This window comes from Pseudomonas sp. Irchel s3a12 (assembly GCF_900187485.1).
Classification (GTDB): domain Bacteria; phylum Pseudomonadota; class Gammaproteobacteria; order Pseudomonadales; family Pseudomonadaceae; genus Aquipseudomonas; species Aquipseudomonas neuropathica.
Map to the genome: position 1 here is coordinate 200715 of NZ_FYDN01000002.1, position 19249 is coordinate 219963.

Annotated in this window: 16 protein-coding genes and 3 tRNA genes; all 19 read right to left on the reverse strand. The window is 60.3% G+C overall.

The features are described from left to right. Window positions 1-72: 72 nt before the first annotated feature. Window positions 73-149 (reverse strand) — tRNA-Asp (locus tag CKW14_RS04505). Window positions 150-242: 93 nt separating this feature from the next. Next, a tRNA-Asp gene (locus CKW14_RS04510) sits at window positions 243-319 on the reverse strand. 56 nt (window positions 320-375) lie between these two features. Continuing rightward, window positions 376-451: transfer RNA gene (locus CKW14_RS04515), tRNA-Val, on the reverse strand. Between the two features lie 216 nt (window positions 452-667). Next, a complete protein-coding gene (locus CKW14_RS04520) occupies window positions 668-1444 on the reverse strand; it encodes an SDR family oxidoreductase (RefSeq protein ID WP_095047646.1) in 777 nt (258 codons plus the stop codon). Next, window positions 1441-2652 carry an O-succinylhomoserine sulfhydrylase gene (locus CKW14_RS04525; RefSeq protein WP_095124814.1) on the reverse strand — a complete coding sequence of 404 codons (1212 nt, stop codon included), beginning with the start codon at window positions 2650-2652 and terminating at the stop codon, window positions 1441-1443. Before CKW14_RS04525 ends, CKW14_RS04520 begins: the two co-directional genes overlap by 4 nt. 73 nt (window positions 2653-2725) lie before the next feature. Then, on the reverse strand, window positions 2726-4231 hold the full coding sequence (purF, locus tag CKW14_RS04530) for an amidophosphoribosyltransferase (RefSeq protein ID WP_016984539.1): 1506 nt from the start codon (window positions 4229-4231) through the stop codon (window positions 2726-2728). A 41-nt stretch (window positions 4232-4272) separates the two neighbouring features. Then, entirely contained in the window at window positions 4273-4833 is a 561-nt protein-coding gene (locus CKW14_RS04535; RefSeq protein WP_007913461.1) for a CvpA family protein, read from the reverse strand. 98 nt (window positions 4834-4931) lie between these two features. Then, on the reverse strand, window positions 4932-5582 hold the full coding sequence (locus CKW14_RS04540) for an SPOR domain-containing protein (RefSeq protein WP_095124815.1): 651 nt from the start codon (window positions 5580-5582) through the stop codon (window positions 4932-4934). Beyond that, window positions 5566-6873 (reverse strand): bifunctional tetrahydrofolate synthase/dihydrofolate synthase, encoded by a 1308-nt coding sequence (gene folC / locus CKW14_RS04545; RefSeq protein WP_095047649.1) that lies wholly within the window; start codon window positions 6871-6873, stop codon window positions 5566-5568. Before folC ends, CKW14_RS04540 begins: the two co-directional genes overlap by 17 nt. Continuing rightward, the gene (gene accD / locus CKW14_RS04550) at window positions 6870-7790 is read right to left on the reverse strand and encodes an acetyl-CoA carboxylase, carboxyltransferase subunit beta (RefSeq protein ID WP_007913458.1); all 921 of its coding nucleotides are present in this window, start codon (window positions 7788-7790) and stop codon (window positions 6870-6872) included. The genes folC and accD overlap by 4 nt, the downstream gene beginning before the upstream one ends. A 204-nt stretch (window positions 7791-7994) precedes the next feature. Beyond that, a complete protein-coding gene (locus CKW14_RS04555; protein WP_095124817.1) occupies window positions 7995-8621 on the reverse strand; it encodes a phosphoribosylanthranilate isomerase in 627 nt (208 codons plus the stop codon). A 65-nt stretch (window positions 8622-8686) separates the two neighbouring features. Beyond that, window positions 8687-9511: a tRNA pseudouridine(38-40) synthase TruA gene (truA, locus tag CKW14_RS04560; RefSeq protein WP_034152768.1), complete on the reverse strand. Its 825-nt coding sequence runs from the start codon at window positions 9509-9511 to the stop codon at window positions 8687-8689. Window positions 9512-9723: 212 nt separating this feature from the next. After that, entirely contained in the window at window positions 9724-12372 is a 2649-nt protein-coding gene (locus CKW14_RS04565) for a FimV/HubP family polar landmark protein (protein ID WP_095124818.1), read from the reverse strand. Window positions 12373-12580: 208 nt separating this feature from the next. Further along, window positions 12581-13591, reverse strand: coding sequence for an aspartate-semialdehyde dehydrogenase (locus tag CKW14_RS04570; protein WP_093432083.1), 1011 nt, complete (start codon window positions 13589-13591; stop codon window positions 12581-12583). Between the two features lie 244 nt (window positions 13592-13835). After that, the gene (asd, locus tag CKW14_RS04575; protein ID WP_007913448.1) at window positions 13836-14948 is read right to left on the reverse strand and encodes an aspartate-semialdehyde dehydrogenase; all 1113 of its coding nucleotides are present in this window, start codon (window positions 14946-14948) and stop codon (window positions 13836-13838) included. 66 nt (window positions 14949-15014) lie between these two features. Further along, on the reverse strand, window positions 15015-16097 hold the full coding sequence (leuB, locus tag CKW14_RS04580; RefSeq protein WP_095124819.1) for a 3-isopropylmalate dehydrogenase: 1083 nt from the start codon (window positions 16095-16097) through the stop codon (window positions 15015-15017). A gap of 54 nt (window positions 16098-16151) precedes the next feature. Next, window positions 16152-16919 carry a class I SAM-dependent methyltransferase gene (locus CKW14_RS04585; RefSeq protein WP_095124820.1) on the reverse strand — a complete coding sequence of 256 codons (768 nt, stop codon included), beginning with the start codon at window positions 16917-16919 and terminating at the stop codon, window positions 16152-16154. 134 nt (window positions 16920-17053) lie between these two features. Continuing rightward, window positions 17054-17698, reverse strand: coding sequence for a 3-isopropylmalate dehydratase small subunit (gene leuD / locus CKW14_RS04590; RefSeq protein ID WP_007913445.1), 645 nt, complete (start codon window positions 17696-17698; stop codon window positions 17054-17056). 11 nt (window positions 17699-17709) lie between these two features. Beyond that, the gene (gene leuC / locus CKW14_RS04595; protein WP_095047654.1) at window positions 17710-19128 is read right to left on the reverse strand and encodes a 3-isopropylmalate dehydratase large subunit; all 1419 of its coding nucleotides are present in this window, start codon (window positions 19126-19128) and stop codon (window positions 17710-17712) included. Window positions 19129-19249: the final 121 nt, after the last annotated feature.

The following is a 19249-nucleotide window of genomic DNA, read 5'->3' on the forward strand; positions in this document are numbered from 1 at the left end:
TGCTATCGATTCCGAATCAGCCAACGGCTGTTTTCGGTGCTTCAAGGCGTTCAGTGGTCCTTGGAGCAGATATGGCGCAGCGGACGGGACTCGAACCCGCGACCCCCGGCGTGACAGGCCGGTATTCTAACCGACTGAACTACCGCTGCGTATCGCTTTGAGCTTGCGCTCAAGTAACTCGTGTTGACTGCAAGCTTCGGTGCTTTGCAATCGCGAACCAGACAAGTCTGATTCGTAAAATATGGCGCAGCGGACGGGACTCGAACCCGCGACCCCCGGCGTGACAGGCCGGTATTCTAACCGACTGAACTACCGCTGCGCGTCGGTGCAGGCACTTTCAGCCTACGCTCTTGCTTACGCAAGTTTCTCGGGGAGTGGTGGGTGATGACGGGATCGAACCGCCGACATTCTGCTTGTAAGGCAGACGCTCTCCCAGCTGAGCTAATCACCCGTTTGCATCTCCGAGGCCGCGAAATTTACGCAGGTAGCGAACCTAAGTCAATAGCAGGATTGAAGTTTTTCTGAAAAAGACGAAATTGTTTCGATCCTGCAAGACCGCCCTCTCGAGCAAGCTCGCTCCCACAGGGGATTGCATTCCAAATGCGGGAGCGAGCTTGCTCGCGAAGGCGTCAGTTCATTCAACGCAAATTCAGGCGAAAAAAGCGACCTACTCGCTGTAGATCATCTTTTTCGTCATGCCGCCGTCGACGACAAATTCCTGCCCGGTAACAAACCCGGCATTCCTCGACAGCAACCAGGCAACCATCGCAGCTACATCCTCGACCGTCCCTACCCTGCCCGCAGGATGCTGAGCATGGTCGGCATCGGCCAATGGCTCAGCGCGACGCGCAGAAGGATCACGCGCATCAATCCAGCCCGGACTGACGGCGTTAACACGAATCTCCGGCCCCAGACTGATCGCCAACGCATGCGTGAGCGCCAGCAAACCGCCCTTGCTCGCCGCATAAGCCTCGGTATCAGGCTCTGATTGCCCGGCACGGGTCGACGCCAGGTTGACGATCGAACCGTTGTGCGCACGCAGATACGGCGCACAGTGCTTGGCCAACAGCATCGGCCCACTGAGATTCACCGCCAGCACCCGATTCCAGTAAGCCAGATCTAGGCTTTCCAGTGTGATGTTGTGCGGATCAGCGACCGCCGCGTTGCACACCAGTGCATCGAGACGACCAAACTGACCCAGCACTTCAGCCACGCCGAGCGCCACCTGACTTTCCTCGGCAACGTCCATGGCAATAAACCAGGCGTTTTCACCCAGCACTTTCGCCACTTTTGAACCGCGCGCCCGATCCAGGTCGGTCAACACGACTTGCCAGCCCTCGCTGATCAGCCAGGCAGCGATGCCCAGACCGATACCGCGCGCAGCACCCGTGACCAGCGCAACGCGGCCATGGGTACCTGCTGTCGGCGTAGACAACTCGATCACAACGCGGCCAGACCGCGCGCCAGGTCGGCTTGCAGGTCAGCGACGTCTTCCAGACCGACCGCGATGCGAATCAGGCTGTCACGGATGCCCGCCGCTTCACGCTCTTGCGGCGCCAGACGGCCGTGAGAGGTGGTGCTTGGGTGCGTGATCGTGGTCTTGCTGTCGCCGAGGTTGGCGGTAATCGAAATCAGCCGGGTCGCATCGATGAAGCGCCAAGCGCCCTCTTTGCCACCTTTGACTTCAAAGCTCACTACCGCACCGAAGCCCTTCTGCTGACGCTGGGCCAATTCGTGCTGCGGATGGCTCTTGAGACCGGCGTAATGCACCTTCTCAATGCCGTCCTGCTGCTCCAGCCACTCGGCAAGCGCCTGAGCATTCGCGCAGTGCGCCTTCATCCGCAGGTTCAGGGTTTCCAGACCTTTGAGGAAGATCCACGCGTTGAACGGACTCAAGGTCGGCCCGGCAGTGCGCAGGAAGCCGACGACTTCTTTCATCTGCTCACTGCGACCGGCCACCACACCGCCCATGCAACGGCCCTGGCCATCGATGAACTTGGTCGCCGAGTGCACGACAATGTCTGCGCCCATTTTCAGCGGCTGCTGCAACGCTGGCGTGCAGAAGCAGTTATCGACGACCAGCATCGCGCCTTTGGCGTGAGCGATTTCAGCCAGTGCGGGGATGTCGACCAACTCGGCCAACGGATTCGACGGTGACTCGACAAAGAGCAGTTTGGTGTTGGATTTGATTGCCGCATCCCAACCCGACAGGTTGGCCAAAGGCACGTAATCGACTTCCACACCGAAACGCTTGAAGTACTTCTCGAACAGGCTGATGGTCGAACCGAACACGCTGCGCGAAACCAGCACGTGATCGCCGGCGCTGCACAAGCTCATCACCACCGCCATGATGGCGGCCATGCCGGTTGCGGTCGCAACGGCTTGCTCGGCGCCTTCCAGCGCAGCAATGCGCTCCTCGAACGCGCGCACGGTCGGGTTGGTATAACGCGAGTAAACGTTACCCGGCACTTCCCCGGCGAACCGTGCGGCCGCGTCGGCAGCGGTGCGGAACACATAGCTGGAGGTGAAGAACATCGGATCACCGTGCTCGCCTTCCGGCGTACGGTGCTGACCGGCACGTACGGCCAGGGTATCGAACGCTACGCCTTCGAGGTCGCTGTCCAGCCGACCGGCATCCCATTCCTGACTCATGCTGTCACTCCTTGCCCTGTTCTCGAAAATTGAAAGTCAGATACAAAACCGGCCCCTCAGGGCCGGTGATAACTCAGTTGTTGTACAGATCGATGATCGCACTGACCGCTTGGGTCTTGACCTTCGAGGCATCGTTGCGTGCCTGCTCGATCTTGTCCAGGTAAGCCTCGTCGACGTCACCGGTAACATACTTGCCGTCGAACACCGCGCAATCGAAATTCTCGATCTTGATCTTGCCGCCGCCAACCGCTTCGATCAAGTCAGGCAGGTCCTGATAGATCAGCCAGTCAGCGCCGATCAAATCCGCCACGTCCTGAGTCGAACGGTTGTGTGCGATCAGTTCGTGCGCGCTTGGCATGTCGATACCATAAACGTTCGGGAAGCGTACCGCTGGCGCTGCCGAGCAGAAGTAGACGTTTTTCGCGCCGGCTTCGCGGGCCATCTGGATGATCTGCTTGCAAGTGGTGCCGCGCACGATCGAGTCGTCGACCAGCATCACGTTCTTGCCGCGGAATTCCAGCTCGATGGCGTTAAGCTTCTGGCGAACCGACTTCTTGCGCGCCGCCTGGCCCGGCATGATGAAGGTACGACCGATGTAACGGTTCTTGACGAAACCTTCGCGGAATTTCACACCCAAGTGGTTGGCCAGTTCCAGTGCCGCGGTACGGCTGGTGTCCGGAATTGGGATAACCACGTCGATGTCGTGCTCTGGACGCTCGCGCAGAATCTTCTCGGCGAGTTTCTCACCCATGCGCAGACGGGCCTTGTAGACCGACACGCCGTCGATGATCGAGTCCGGACGCGCCAGGTAGACGTGTTCGAAAATGCACGGGGTCAGGGACGGATTGGTCGCGCACTGACGGGTGTGCAGCTTGCCGTCCTCAGTGATGTAGACCGCTTCGCCCGGCGCCAGGTCGCGAATCAGGGTGAAACCGAGCACGTCCAGCGAAACGCTTTCGGAGGCGATCATGTATTCAACGCCTTCGTCAGTGTGACGCTGACCGAACACGATCGGGCGAATGCCGTGCGGGTCACGGAAACCGACGATGCCGTAACCGGTCACCATGGCGACTACCGCGTAACCGCCGACGCAACGGTTGTGCACGTCGGTCACGGCGGCAAACACGTCTTCTTCGGTCGGTTGCAGCTTGCCGCGCTGGGCCAGCTCATGGGCGAACACGTTGAGCAGCACTTCCGAGTCGGAACTGGTGTTGACGTGACGCAGATCGGATTCGTAAATCTCTTTGGCCAACTGCTCAACGTTGGTCAGGTTACCGTTGTGCGCCAAAGTGATGCCGTAAGGCGAGTTGACGTAAAACGGTTGGGCTTCGGCCGAAGTCGAGCTACCCGCAGTCGGGTAACGGACGTGGCCGATCCCCATGTGACCGACCAGACGCTGCATGTGACGCTGTTGAAACACGTCACGCACCAGGCCATTGTCCTTGCGCAGGAACAACCGGCCATCATGGCTGGTCACGATACCGGCAGCGTCCTGGCCGCGGTGCTGGAGCACGGTTAGCGCGTCATACAGCGCCTGATTGACGTTCGACTTACCGACGATACCGACGATGCCACACATGCGACGCAACCCCTACTTAATGGATCTGAACTGAACAACACTCACTGAGGCGTTTTCGCCGACGGCAAGAGTTGCTCCTTGAACGGAATATCAGCGGGTACGCTGATTCCGCTGGCAAGCCACTGACTGCTCCACCCGAGAATCAGGTTTTTGGACCAATCAGCGACCAATAGAAATTTTGGTACGAGCTGTGATTCTTTCCACCACCCGTCCTGCTGTACCGGCCCCAGGCTCAACAGCCCGACCGCCACGACCACCAGCAACACGCCACGCGCAGCGCCGAAGGCCATGCCGAGGAATCGATCGGTCCCGGACAACCCGGTGACGCGAACCAACTCGCCGATAAGATAATTGATCATTGCGCCCACGATCAGTGTGGCGACAAACATGATGGCACAGCCCGCGATCACGCGAGCCGATGGGGTTTCGATGTATCCGGCGAGGTACTCGGACAATGAGCCACCGAACATCCAGGCGACGACTCCTGCGATGATCCAGGTCACCAGCGATAATGCTTCCTTGACGAAGCCGCGGCTCAAACTGATCAAAGCGGAGATGGCGATGATTGCAACGATCGCCCAGTCAACCCAGGTAAATGGCACAGTGCAGCCTACAGACGGATAAGGCGGCGCATTTTAGCAGAGCGCATGCCTCTCGGTAAGCTGCGATTGTCAGTGCATTTCAATCGAGGCGATAGTTTTTAGCCGCGCTCAGGCTGGAAGCGCACGACAAAACCCTTGAGGTTCTGCTGACGCCCCAATAGATCACGCAGACGATCAGCCTCGGCACGCTCGATCAGCGGGCCGACAAACACCCGATTCTTGCCATCGGCCGAACGAATATAGGCGTTGTAGCCTTGGCTGCGCAGGGTTTTCTGCAAGCTCTCGGCGCTGGCGCGGCTCGACAGACTGGCCAACTGCACCGACCAGCTCACCGACAGGCCATTGGCATCGACGCGGCTTTGCGTGGTGTCCGGCTTGGTCGAGGCCGCAGTGATCGGCTGAGCAGGAGCCGGAATCGGCTTGGCCACCGCCGGCGGCGCAACAGGCTTGGTGATCATGATGGGAGCCGTCGGCGTCGCTGCGACGGGCGCAGCAGACGCCGTGTCTTCGGCGACCTCTTCATCCGTTGGCACTGGCTCCTGCGGCAAGGCTTGCGGCTCGGGAACAGCCACCGTTTCCATCTGCACTTGCGGCACGACAGGCGCTTGCGGCGCGGCGGGTGCTTCGACGGTCACCTGACGTTGCTCGTCCTGACGGGAAAACAGCATCGGCAGGAAAATCACTGCCAGCGCGACCAGCACCAAAGCGCCAACCATGCGCTGCTTGTACGCTTTATCCAGCAAAGCCATTTGCCGCTTCCTCCGTGGAGCGCCGGGCCAGCCATTCAAGGGCCTCGGCGACACAATAAAATGATCCGAACAACAGAATCTCGTCGTCACTGGTGGCTACTGCGCACTGCCCTTCCAGCGCAGCGGCGACACTGTCGTAAGACGTGACCGACGCACCAAGGTTCTGCAATGCAGCGTTTAATTCAGCCACCGGACGGGCACGCGGAGAATCCAGCGGCGCCACCGCCCAATGCTCGACACTAGCATTCAATTCGCTGACAACACCATCCAGATCCTTGTCGGCCAACAGACCAAACACCGCCAGGCGCTTGCCGACCGGTGGTCGCGAGGCCAGACGACGGGCCAGATACTCGGCGGCATGCGGGTTATGCCCCACATCCAGCAACAGATTCAGGCGTTTGCCGTTCCACTCGAATGAGCGGCGATCCAGTCGCCCGACCACGCGAGTGTCCTGCAACGCAGCGACAATCTGCGACGCATCCCACGGCAAACCGAGCAGCAGATACGCCTGCAACGCCAGTGCGGCGTTTTCCATCGGCAGATCGAGCAGCGGCAAGTCACGCAGCTCAACAGCCTGACCGCGCGCATCGGTGCCGCGCCATTGCCAGTGCTGATCAGTGATGCCGAGATCGAAGTCGCGCCCGCGCAGGAAGAACGGACAAGCCAGTTCACGTGCCTTGTCGAGCAACGGTTGCGGAGGATTCAGATCGCCGCACAAGGCAGGTTTGCCCTGACGGAAAATTCCGGCTTTCTCGAAAGCCACGGATTCGCGGGTGTCGCCCAGATAATCGGCGTGATCGACGCCAATGCTGGTGACCAGTGCGATATCGGCATCGACCACGTTGACCGTGTCCAGACGCCCGCCCAGCCCGACTTCCAGCACCACCGCATCAAGCCCGGCCTGCTGAAACAGCCAGAACGCCGCGAGGGTGCCCATTTCGAAGTAAGTCAGGGAAGTGTCGCCGCGGCCGGCCTCGACTGCTGCAAAGGCTTCGCACAGCTGCGCGTCAGTGGCCTCGACGCCATTGAGCTGCACCCGCTCGTTGTAACGCAGCAGGTGCGGAGAATTGTAGACACCAACGCTCAGGCCCTGCGCCCGCAGCAATGAAGCCACGAAAGCGCAGGTCGAACCCTTGCCGTTGGTGCCGGTGACCGTGATCACCCGAGGCGCCGGCTGGCCCAGCCCCATGCGGGACGCTACCTGTTGCGAACGCTCCAGGCCCATGTCGATGGCCGACGGATGCAACTGCTCAAGGTAGGCGAGCCATTCGCCAAGGGTGCGCTCGGTCATAGGCCAGCAGGTACCGGTGGAACCACAATCGGCTCGATTGGCGCGGCGACGAATTTCGGCGTCGGCTTGCCAGTCATTTGTGCCAGCAGGTTACCCAGACGTGGGCGCAGTTCCTGACGGTGGATGATCATGTCGATCGCGCCGTGTTCCAGCAGGAACTCGCTGCGCTGGAAGCCTTCCGGCAGCTTCTCACGCACGGTTTGTTCGATAACGCGCGGACCAGCGAAGCCGATCAGAGCTTTCGGCTCACCAACGATCACGTCGCCAAGCATCGCCAGACTCGCGGAAACACCGCCGTAGACCGGGTCGGTCAGTACGGAGATGAACGGAATGCCTTCTTCACGCAGACGCGCCAGCACAGCCGAAGTCTTGGCCATCTGCATCAGCGAGATCAGCGCTTCCTGCATGCGCGCACCACCGGAGGCAGCGAAGCAGATCATCGGGCAGCGGTTTTCCAGCGCGTAGTTGGCCGCGCGTACAAAGCGCTCACCGACGATGGCGCCCATGGAACCGCCCATGAAGGCGAATTCAAAGGCCGAAACCACCACCGGCATGCCCAGCAAAGTACCGCTGACCGAGATCAGCGCATCTTTTTCGCCGGTCTGCTTCTGTGCAGCGGTCAGGCGATCCTTGTACTTCTTGCCGTCGCGGAATTTCAGACGGTCAACCGGCTCCAGATCGGCGCCCAGTTCGTTGCGACCTTCGGCATCGAGGAAAATGTCGATGCGCGCACGTGCGCCGATGCGCATGTGATGGTTGCATTTAGGGCAAACGTCCAGGGTCTTTTCCAGCTCTGGACGATACAACACCGCCTCGCAAGACGGGCATTTGTGCCACAGACCTTCAGGGACCGAGCTCTTCTTGACCTCGGAACGCATGATCGAAGGGATCAGTTTGTCTACTAACCAGTTGCTCATGCTTTCTTTCTCCAGTACCGGCGGCCCGAACGCTCTGGTTCGCAGCCCCGCGTATGCCCTTCAGCTAAATTCATGTGTGTGGCGATGGTTGCCGGACTGCCACGATCAGCGCGAAACATGACCTGCGTGCCATCCAGAAACCCTCAGCCGCGCCTGCTTTGTGCAAGTGCATTGATGGACGGCGGCAGACTGCCAGCCGTCACATCAATATGGCGCTTTGCGTACCGCGTTGATGAACGCGTGAATCTTTGCGTGATCCTTGATGCCCTTGCTCGCCTCTACCCCACCGCTGACGTCTACCGCGTACGGTTTCACCCGAGCCACGGCGTCTGCAACGTTCTCCGGGGTCAAACCACCCGCGAGAATCAATGGTTTGCTCAAACGATGCGGAATCAATGACCAGTCAAACGCCTCACCGGTTCCACCGGGGACGCCCTCAACGTAGGTGTCGAGCAGCACGCCACTGGCGCTCGGATAGGCATCAACCGCCGCCGCAATGTCATCGCCGGCCTTGACCCGCAACGCCTTGATGTACGGACGATGCCAGCCTTCGCAGTCTTCAGCGACCTCGTCACCATGGAACTGCAACAGATCCAGCGGTACGGCATCGAGGATTTCCCCCAACTCGCAGCGGCTGGCGTTGACGAACAGGCCCACGGTGGTCACGAACGGCGGCAATGCCTGAGTAATCGCCCGCGCCTGCTGCACGGTTACCGCACGTGGACTCTTGGCGTAGAACACGAACCCGATCGCATCCGCCCCGGCCTCAACGGCGGCCAGCGCATCTTCTATGCGGGTAATCCCGCAGATCTTGCTGCGAACGGCTGGCATAACGAGAAAAACTCCGAGGTAAAATCCGGGAAAGTCCCGGATGGTAACAAAAGCGTTCGAGGCCGTCAGCCGTCAAGTTCGGAGAAACCCGTAAGGAAATGTGGCCCGATAAAACGCTCGGGCAACGGGAATTCGTCGTGGTACTCGACCTGCACCAGATACAAGCCGTACGGATGCGCCGTAACGCCACCGGAACGGCGCTCGCGGCTTTCCAGCACTTCCTTCATCCACTCCACCGGCCGCTCTCCGGCTCCAATGGTCATCAGCACACCGGCGATGTTGCGCACCATGTGATGCAGGAACGCGTTGGCGCGAATATCGAGCACGATCATCTTGCCGTGACGGGTCACGCGCAGGTGATGCATTTTTTTGATCGGCGACTTGGCCTGGCACTGGCCGGCACGGAAAGCACTGAAATCGTGGGTGCCAATCAGGTACTGCGCGGCTTCGGCCATGCGCTCGACGTCGAGCGGGCGATGGTTCCAGGTGATTTCTTCGTTGAGATGCGCCGGGCGGATCTGGTCGTTGTAGATTACATAGCGATAGCGCCGGGCGATGGCCTTGAACCGCGCATGGAAATGCGCTGGCATCACCCGCGCCCAACTGACACTGATGTCGTGAGGCAGATTGATATTGGCGCCCATGACCCAAGCTTTCAGCGAACGATCGACGGTCGTATCAAAGTGCACCACTTGCCCGCAGGCATGCACGCCGGCATCGGTGCGCCCGGCACACTGTAGCGAAACCGGTGAATTGGCGACTTTCGACAGCGCTTTTTCGAGTTCTTCCTGCACCGTCGCCACACCCGTCAACTGACGCTGCCAGCCGCTGTAGCGCGAGCCTTTGTACTCAACGCCCAGTGCGACGCGGTAAAAGCCGTCGGGGGCCATTTCGGCGACCGGGTTATCTATGTTTGCCAAGGTGGGACAGCCTGCTGTTTGTGCAAAGGCGGGCATTATAAGGCTGTGGTTCAGGGATGCCAGAGTTCTCTATCAGCAGTGCCGGCCTGCTCGCGAAGACGGCAAATCAGACAACCCATAATCCAACCGAAACAAAAACGGCAGCCTCACCGGGCTGCCGTTTTTGATTTACCGCTGTGAACTTAAGCCAGGTTCGAGAGCATTTCCTTGGCCTCGCCACGTTGCTTCTCGTCACCCTCGGTCAACACTTCGTTGAGGATGTCGCGCGCACCATCGCTGTCGCCCATGTCGATGTAGGCCTGAGCCAGATCGAGCTTGGTCGCCGCTTCGTCGGTGCCGGCGAGGAAGTCGAAATCATCTTCACCCAGATCATCACCCTTCATTGCATCGGCTTGGGTGAAGGTCGGTTCAGCGATGCTTTGCGACAGGCGATCCAGTTCAGCGTTGACGTCATCCAGCTCAGCAGCGAACGCATCCGGTTCGGCCGCTGGATTGCTGTCCATTTCGTCGGCCAGCGACAGATCGAAATCGGCCGGCAGCTCCAGATCATCTTGTGGCACGTCAGCCACCACTGGCGCCTCGACCGGCGGCAGATCCTTCACGCCTTCGTCCAGGTCCAGCAGGAAGTCATCGTCCGCCAGATCAACCGCTGGAGCTGCCGGCTCGGCACCGAGGTCCAGATCGAGGTCGAAGTCCGACAGATCATCCAGATTCTCTTTGATGTCGGTCTGCTGTTGCAGCACCGATTCGAAGCTCAGGTCGTCGTCCGCCGGGAATTCGTCCAGCTCGACCGGCGCTTCAGGCTCAACCACCGGCGCAGGCTCTACCGGCGTGATGTTGTCGAGATCGTCCAGGCTCAGATCAAACGCGCTGTCGAGGTCGTCTTCCACTGGCGCTGGCGCCGGTGCTTCAGGCTCATCGAGCAGCAGATCCTTGACGTATTGCGCGTCCAACTCGGCAGCCACGGCGGCAGCGGCCAGACCACTGGCAGCGACGACGGCCATGGCCGGGAAGCGGCTTTTCAGTTCTTCGACCTTGGCGAAGTTGTCGCCGTTGGCCACCAGTTGACGCTCCTGACCAACGAACGCGTCGCGGTCGCCCTGCTGACCGTAGACTTCCATCAGCTTCAGACGCAGATCACTGCGCTGCGGCTCCAGGCTGACGCCCTCTTCGAGCAGCGCGGCAGCCTGATTCAGGCGACCGGCGTTGATATGCGACTGCGCCTTGTCGAGCACGTCATCGGATCGCTCGGCGGCGGGAGCTACCAGCGGCGCGGCAATCGGCTCAGCCATCACGATCGGGGCAACTACCGGAGCCACGACTGGAGCAGGAGCAGGCGCCGGGGTGTTGAGCTTGACGCTCGCCGCAGGAGTTTCCAGACCTTCGAAGCTGCTTTCCGGCAGATCCTGCTCGGCGGAGAAATCTTGCTCTTCCGACAGCGCGCGGGCCATGCGCATGTGTTTCTCGGCCTCTTGCTGTGCTTTGCGGCGACGCGCCAGCAGCAACAACAGGAGCAGCAGAACCACAGCACCGCCACCCACCAGACCCAGCAGGATCGGATTGGTCAGCAGTTCGTTGAAGGTTTTCTCGTCTTCGGCAACCGGTTTCGGCGCGACCACTGGCTCGACGACTGGCGTTTCAGCCGGTGGTGCAATGGCGGACTCTGGCGTCGGCGCTGCGTCTGCCGGAGTAGCTGGCGGGGTGGCGGCCAGCTCAGCCGTGATTGCAGGCACCGCCGGTGTGGCAGGATTGGTGGCCGGCGCAGCGCCCGCGCCTTCAGCTTGCAGTTTTGCCAACTGATTGTTCTTCAGCTCGATCAGCTTTTGCAGCTTGTCCAGCTGACTCTGCAGATCAGACATGCGGCTTTTCAGTTCCTCGTTGTCACGACGGGTCGTGTCGAGGCTTTCCTGAGTCACCGCGAGCTTGTTGCTCAGTGCCTTGGCATCACCTGCCGGGCCTTTGCCGCGCGCCTTGGCGCTCTCAGCGGAGACCAGGCTCAGATTGTCCTGGGCGTTCTGTGCTGCACCGGTGTTACCGCGACCACGGTTGGTCGCATCGAGCTGCTGCTGACCAGTGCCCGGTTTGGCCACATAACGACGGCCCTGACGCCAGGCTTCGTTCTGCGCAGCGACTTCGGCAATCGCTTTCGACTGCGGCAATGCCGTGCTTTGCACCGCATCCGGCAGACGCAACACCTGGCCGGTTTTCAGGCGGTTGATGTTGCCACCGATGAATGCATCCGGGTTCAGCGCTTGAATGGCCAGCATGGTCTGCTGCACCGAGCCGCCGGTACGCGCCTTCGCGGCGATTTCCCACAGGGTATCGCGCGGCGTGGTGGTGTATTGCGTCGGGTGCGTGGCGCCAGTGGTCGGCGCGGCGATGGTCTGCGACGGCGCTGGCTGTGCGGCGGCGTCAGCGGTCTGTGGCGAGAACTTCGACGGATCCAGCAGCACGCTGTAGTCGCGCAGCAGACGGCCGTTCGGCCACATCACCTGCACGAGGAATTTGACCATCGGCTCGGACAACGGCTTGCTCGACGTTACGCGCAGCACGCTTTTGCCGCTGGCGTTGAGCACCGGGGTAAAGGTCAGATCGTTGAGGAAGGCCTGGCGGTCGACGCCGGCCTTGGCAAAATCTTCGGGTGACGCCAGGCTCGGCACCACTTCGGCAGCAGTGAGATCCTTGACGTCGAGCAGCTCGATTTCAGCCACCAGCGGCTGGTTCAGGGTCGACTTCAGGGTCAGCTCCCCGAGCCCGAGGGCATGCGCCATACCGGAGGACAGCGCCGAGGCGGCCGCTATTGCTAACACCAGTTTGCGAACTTGAACCATAGCCTCATCCTTTGTTTGAACGTTCCTCGGCCAGCGAGAAGATGTTGAATACCGCTGCCGTAAGGCATTGCGCGCGACGACGACAGATGTCGCGCGCGATCATTTCTTTGATGCCCCGGAATGTCCCGGAGGGTGACACGTTATCAAGCGATCTGGGCAAGCATAGCGCTCACCTAGAATCAGTCGACAAATTGTTGCCAAGTATCTTTTACAGCAGGTCTTTTATCAACAATTCAGCCACCTGCACAGCGTTAAGGGCCGCGCCTTTGCGTACGTTATCTGACGTCAGCCACAGATTTAGTTCCGCCGGATCGTCGACACCGCTGCGCACGCGACCGACATAGACAACATCCTGCCCTACCGCGTCACCGACCGCAGTCGGGTAATCACCGGCCTCGACCAGCTCGATACCCGGCGCATCTTCGAGTGCAGCGTTGACTTTTGCCAGGTCGACAGCCGACGTTGACTGCAAGGTCACGCTAAGGCTATCGCCAAAAAACACCGGGGCTTGAACGCAAGTTGCGGAAATCTTTAATAAAGGCTTGGCCAGCACCTGACGCAACTCGCGCACCAGACGTTTTTCCAGCAGCGTATGGCCCTGCGCGTCGGGCGTGCCGACCTGAGCCAGCAAGTTGAACGCCATCTGCCGATCAAAGAAAGTCGGCTCCAATGGACGCATGTTCAGCAGCTCGGCGGTCTGCCGCGCCAGCTCGGTCACGGCTTCGCGTCCCTGGGCGGAAACAGCCAGATTGGCGGTGACGTTGACATATTGCAGGTCAAGCAGATCAAGCAGTGGCGCCAATACCACGGCGAGCGAAGTGGCCGACGGGCTTGGGCTGCTGATCTGAAACGGCGCTTTCAAACCAGCGAGCACTTCGGCGTTGGCTTCGGGTACTACTTGCGGCGCCTGATCGGCCGGCAGCGCGCCGGACAAGTCGATCAGCGAGCAACCGGCGGCGTGGGCACGGGCGGCGTAGCTCAGGGTAATCGCCGGGCCTGCGGCGAAAAACACCAGTTTGACCTTGCTGAAATCGAACTCGTCGACTTCGCGAACGCGCACGTTCTTGTTGCGGTACAGCACCGAGCTGCCGGCGGATTCGCTGCTCGCCAGCAGGTGCAGGGTACCGACCGGGAAGTCGCGTTCTTCGAGAATCTGCACGAGGGTTTCGCCGACAGTACCGGTGGCGCCGATCACGGCAATATCTAGGGTCTGGGTCATGGTGCGAGCCTCTGGCGAAACGGGGGGAGCGGCACTTTACCGGGTGACTGGCGCACAGGCAATTTCTGCCCACCCAGATCGTTCCCACGCTCTGCGTGGGAATGCCACATCGGACGCTCTGCGTTCGGCTTGTAAAGGGACGCGGAGCGTCCCGGGATGCATTCCCACGCAGAGCGTGGGAACGATCGGCATAAAAAAACCCGCACCTCTTTCAAGGCACGGGTTCTTTCATTACTTCAAGCAATCAACGCTCAAGCAAAATCCGCAGCATGCGACGCAGCGGTTCGGCCGCGCCCCACAGCAGTTGGTCGCCGACGGTGAAGGCACCGACGAACTGCGAACCCATGTTCAGCTTGCGCAGACGACCCACCGGCACATTCAGGGTGCCGGTAACCTTGGTCGGGCTCAGCTCCTGCATGCTGATCTCGCGCTGGTTTGGCACCAGTTTGACCCAAGGGTTGTGCTGGCTGATCAGCCCTTCGATATCGGCGATCGGCACGTCTTTGTTCAGCTTGATGGTCAGCGCCTGGCTGTGGCAACGCATCGCACCAATGCGCACGCAGATGCCGTCGACCGGAATCGGGCTCTTGAAGCGGCCGAGGATCTTGTTGGTCTCGGCTTGGGCCTTCCACTCTTCGCGGCTCTGGCCGTTCGGCAGTTCCTTGTCGATCCACGGGATCAGGCTGCCGGCCAGCGGTACGCCGAAGTTTTCGGTCGGGTACGCTTCGCTGCGCATGGCGTCAGCGACACGACGGTCGATGTCGAGGATCGCGCTGGCCGGATCGGCCAGTTGATCGGCGACAGCGGCGTGGGTCGCGCCCATTTGCTTGATCAGTTCACGCATGTTCTGCGCGCCGGCACCGGAGGCCGCCTGATAGGTCATGGCGCTCATCCACTCGACCAGACCGGCCTCGAACAGACCGCCCAGGCCCATCAGCATCAGGCTGACGGTGCAGTTGCCGCCGATGTAGTTCTTGGTGCCCGCGTCGAGCTGCTGGTCGATGACCTTGCGGTTGACCGGATCGAGAATGATCACCGCGTCATCGTTCATGCGCAGGCTCGAGGCCGCGTCGATCCAGTAACCCTGCCAGCCGGCTTCGCGCAGCTTGGGGAACACTTCGCTGGTGTAGTCGCCGCCCTGGCAGGTCAGAATCACGTCGAGGGTCTTCAGCTCGTCAATGCTGTAAGCATCCTTGAGCGGAGCAATGTCCTTGCCCACGGACGGGCCTTGGCCACCGACGTTGGACGTGGTGAAAAACACCGGCTCGATTAGATCGAAATCCTGCTCTTCCAGCATCCGCTGCATGAGCACGGAACCGACCATCCCGCGCCAACCGATCAGACCTACACGTTTCATCGCAACTACACCTTCTTGAAAAGTGGGCCGCTGCTTTGTATTGAATTTCGCAGCGGGCCCGAGAGATTACAGATTCCGCAGCGCGGCGACTACTGCGTCGCCCATTTCCTGCGTACCGACTTTGGTGCAACCGGCCGAATAGATGTCGCCAGTACGCAGCCCTTGATCAAGGACAACGCTGACAGCTTTTTCGATAGCATCGGCCGCGTCGTGCAGATTGAAGCTGTAACGCAGCATCATCGACACCGACAAAATAGTCGCCAACGGGTTGGCGATGCCTTTGCCAGCGATGTCCGGGGCTGAACCGTGGCAAGGCTCGTACATGCCCTTGTTGTTGGAATCCAGCGAGGCCGACGGCAGCATGCCGATGGAACCGGTGAGCATCGACGCTTCGTCGGAGAGGATGTCGCCGAACATGTTGTCGGTGACGATCACGTCGAACTGCTTCGGCGCGCGCACCAGTTGCATGGCGGCGTTGTCGACGTACATGTGGCTCAGTTCGACTTCCGGGTAATCCTTGGCCACTTGCTCGACCACTTCACGCCACAGTTGGCTGGACGCCAGCACGTTGGCCTTGTCCACCGAGCAGAGCTTCTTGCCACGGACCATGGCCATGTCGAAACCGACGCGGGCGATGCGGCGGATTTCGCTTTCGCTGTACGGCAGCGTGTCGTAGGACTGACGCTCGCCGTTTTCCAGGGTACGGGCGCCGCGTGGCGCACCGAAGTAGATGCCACCGGTCAGTTCTCGGACGATGAGGATGTCCAGGCCAGCAACGATTTCCGGCTTCAGGCTCGAAGCATCGGCCAGTTGCGGGTACAGAATCGCCGGACGCAGGTTGCCGAACAGGCCCAGTTGCGCACGGATTTTCAGCAGGCCACGCTCAGGGCGGATGTCACGCTCGATGGTGTCCCATTTCGGGCCGCCGACGGCGCCCAGCAACACGGCGTCAGCAGCGCGGGCACGGTCGAGGGTTTCGTCGGCCAGCGGCACGCCGTGCTTGTCGATGGCGGCGCCACCGATTACGTCATGGCTCAGCTCGAAGCCCAGGCTGTATTTGTCGTTGGCCAGCTCCAGCACCTTGACCGCTTCGGCCATGATTTCCGGACCAATACCGTCACCTGGGAGAATCAGAATCTGCTTGCTCATGCTTTCCTCGTGTCTTCAGTCGGTGCGCCATCTTAAGCGCGCCCGGAAAAATTCTTATCGCTCAGCCATCAGCACGATTACATCTGTACTGAACGAGCCGTCGGCATCAATCTCAAAATATTCGCGCACTTCATTGCCCATCGACTGCTGCAACTGGCGGATCGCTGCGCGCATCACTTCAGGCGTGCGCATGCGCTCAACCCAACTGGTGTACTCCAGACGCAGGCGCTGACGGGTGGTACTGCGTACATGCAAACCGGCCTCGCTGACCTGACGCAGCCATTCGGCGGCGGAATAATCGCGCACATGGCTGGTGTCACGCAGCACCTCGACGCTTTGCAGGTAAGTGTCGAACAACGGACTGCCCGGTGACAACACATCAACGAACGCCGCCACACCGCCCGGCTTCAACACCCGACGCACCTCGCGCAGGGCCACGCCGAGATCGCTCCAGTGATGCGCCGAATAACGGCTGAACACGAAGTCGAACTCGCCATCGGCAAACGGCAGACGCTCGGCGGCGCCGTTGACCGTGGCAATGTTGGTGAAACCGCGATCAACGGCCGCGGCGGCGACTACATCAAGCATCTGCTGCGACAGGTCGTAGGCGACCACTTCCCTGACCAGCGGTGCGACGTGAAAACTAACGTGACCGGCGCCGCAGCCCAAGTCCAGCACCCGTGCGTTGCCCTGCCCGGCCAGCTCAGCTTGTAGCAGAGCGAATTCGGTGCCTTGAGCGTGAACGGTGCTGCTCAGGTAGGCGGCGGCCTGTTCACCGAATTGCTTTTGTACGACCTGGCTGTGTTGGGCGGTGCTGGTCATGGGGACTTCCTTTTGGGTTGGAGTCTTGTATTGCCTTTGCGGACCTCATCGCGAGCAGGCTCACTCCTACAGGGGAACGCATTTCAAATGTAGGAGTGAGCCTGCTCGCGATGGCGCCATTCGCCATACGCAAATCACGCGTCGCGGAACAACCAAGGCTGGCTCACACGGTGCTTGGCCTCAAACGTCGCAATCGCATCGCCGTCCTGCAAGGTCAAACCGATATCGTCCAGACCATTCAACAGGCAGTGCTTGCGGAACGCATCAATCTCAAAGCTGTACACCTTGCCATCCGGGCGAGTCACAGTCTGCGCCTGCAGATCGACCTGCAATTGATAGCCCGGCTCAGCCTCGACCTGCTTGAACAACTCGTCGACTTCCGCATCGCTCAAGATGATCGGCAACAAACCGTTCTTGAAGCTGTTGTTGAAGAAGATGTCGGCGTAGCTCGGCGCGATGATGCTGCGGAAACCGTATTCTTCCAGCGCCCACGGCGCGTGCTCACGGCTGGAACCGCAACCGAAATTCTCACGGGCCAGCAACACGCTGGCGCCTTGATAACGCTCGGCGTTGAGGACGAAGTCCTTGTTCAGCGGGCGCTTGGAGTTGTCCTGATACGGCTGGCCAACGTCGAGGTAACGCCACTCATCGAACAGGTTCGGACCAAAACCAGTGCGCTTGATCGACTTCAAAAACTGTTTCGGAATGATCTGATCGGTGTCGACGTTGGCACGATCCAGAGGCGCGACAAGACCAGTGTGCTGGGTAAAAGCTTTCATGCTGCGCTCCTTTAGATCAATTCACGGACGTCGATGAAACGACCGTTCACCGCTGCCGCAGCAGCCATGGCCGGGCTGACGAGGTGGGTACGGCCACCGGCACCCTGACGGCCTTCGAAGTTACGGTTGGAGGTCGAGGCGCAATGCTCGCCGGACTCCAAACGATCCGGGTTCATCGCCAGGCACATCGAGCAGCCCGGCTCACGCCATTCGAAACCGGCTTCGAGGAAAATCTTGTCCAGACCTTCGGCCTCAGCCTGCGCCTTGACCAGACCCGAGCCAGGCACCACGATCGCTTGCTTGATGGTCGAAGCGACTTTGCGGCCCTTAGCGATGACGGCTGCAGCGCGCAAATCTTCGATCCGCGAGTTGGTGCAGGAACCGATAAACACGCGATCCAGTTGAATGTCGGTGATCGCCTGATTGGCGGTCAAACCCATGTATTTCAAGGCACGGACGATCGAGTCGCGCTTGACCAGATCCATCTCTTTGGCTGGATCCGGCACGTTCTGATCAACGGCCAAAACCATTTCCGGCGAAGTGCCCCAACTGACTTGCGGTTTGATCTGCGCGGCGTCGAGTTCCACCACGGTGTCAAACTTGGCGTCAGAGTCGGAGACCAAGTCTTTCCAGGCCTCGACGGCCATGTCCCATTCGGCGCCTTTCGGTGCAAAAGGACGGCCCTTCACGTAATCGACGGTCTTCTGATCCGCCGCCACCAGACCGACGCGGGCGCCGGCTTCGATGGACATGTTGCAGATGGTCATGCGGCCTTCAACGGACAAATCGCGGATCGCGCTGCCAGCGAATTCGATGGCGTGGCCATTACCGCCGGCGGTGCCGATCTTGCCGATCACCGCGAGGACGATGTCCTTGGCGGTCACGCCGAACGGCAATTGCCCTTCAACGCGCACCAGCATGTTCTTCATTTTCTTCGCGACCAGGCACTGGGTGGCGAGCACGTGCTCGACCTCGGAAGTGCCGATACCGTGAGCCAACGCGCCGAAGGCGCCGTGGGTCGAGGTGTGCGAGTCGCCGCAGACCACGGTCATGCCCGGCAAGGTTGCACCCTGCTCCGGGCTGATCACGTGAACGATGCCTTGGCGCACGTCGTTCATCTTGAACTCGACGATGCCGTACTCATCACAGTTGTCATCGAGGGTCTGAACCTGCAAACGCGAGACCTGATCGGCAATGGCTTCGATGCCGCCCTTGCGCTCTGGAGTCGTCGGTACGTTGTGGTCCGGGGTCGCGATGTTGGCATCGATGCGCCAAGGCTTGCGCCCGGCCAGACGCAGGCCTTCAAAGGCTTGCGGCGAGGTCACTTCGTGAATGATGTGACGATCGATGTAGATCAGCGCCGAGCCATCGTCGCGCTGTTTGACCAAATGCGAATCCCAGAGCTTGTCGTAGAGCGTTTTGCCGGCCATCAGACGGTTCCTCATCAGCTTGTTTCTATGCCCTGGGCTTATCAATAACCCTTTGGCTTGTGAGGCCGATCCTATGGGGTTAGATTAAATAACTCAAATTCATATTTTTTATGCTTTGGAT

Coding starts and splice junctions, on each gene's coding strand:
- CKW14_RS04525 (WP_095124814.1), bottom strand. CDS start 2,652: ATGAGTCAGGAATGGGATGCCGGTCGGCTGGACAGCGACCTCGAAGGC.
- purF (WP_016984539.1), bottom strand. CDS start 4,231: ATGTGTGGCATCGTCGGTATCGTCGGTAAGTCGAACGTCAATCAGGCG.
- CKW14_RS04540 (WP_095124815.1), bottom strand. CDS start 5,582: ATGGCTTTGCTGGATAAAGCGTACAAGCAGCGCATGGTTGGCGCTTTG.
- folC (WP_095047649.1), bottom strand. CDS start 6,873: ATGACCGAGCGCACCCTTGGCGAATGGCTCGCCTACCTTGAGCAGTTG.
- accD (WP_007913458.1), bottom strand. CDS start 7,790: ATGAGCAACTGGTTAGTAGACAAACTGATCCCTTCGATCATGCGTTCC.
- CKW14_RS04555 (WP_095124817.1), bottom strand. CDS start 8,621: ATGCCAGCCGTTCGCAGCAAGATCTGCGGGATTACCCGCATAGAAGAT.
- truA (WP_034152768.1), bottom strand. CDS start 9,511: ATGGCCCCCGACGGCTTTTACCGCGTCGCACTGGGCGTTGAGTACAAA.
- CKW14_RS04565 (WP_095124818.1), bottom strand. CDS start 12,372: ATGGTTCAAGTTCGCAAACTGGTGTTAGCAATAGCGGCCGCCTCGGCG.
- CKW14_RS04570 (WP_093432083.1), bottom strand. CDS start 13,591: ATGACCCAGACCCTAGATATTGCCGTGATCGGCGCCACCGGTACTGTC.
- asd (WP_007913448.1), bottom strand. CDS start 14,948: ATGAAACGTGTAGGTCTGATCGGTTGGCGCGGGATGGTCGGTTCCGTG.
- leuB (WP_095124819.1), bottom strand. CDS start 16,097: ATGAGCAAGCAGATTCTGATTCTCCCAGGTGACGGTATTGGTCCGGAA.
- CKW14_RS04585 (WP_095124820.1), bottom strand. CDS start 16,919: ATGACCAGCACCGCCCAACACAGCCAGGTCGTACAAAAGCAATTCGGT.
- leuD (WP_007913445.1), bottom strand. CDS start 17,698: ATGAAAGCTTTTACCCAGCACACTGGTCTTGTCGCGCCTCTGGATCGT.
- leuC (WP_095047654.1), bottom strand. CDS start 19,128: ATGGCCGGCAAAACGCTCTACGACAAGCTCTGGGATTCGCATTTGGTC.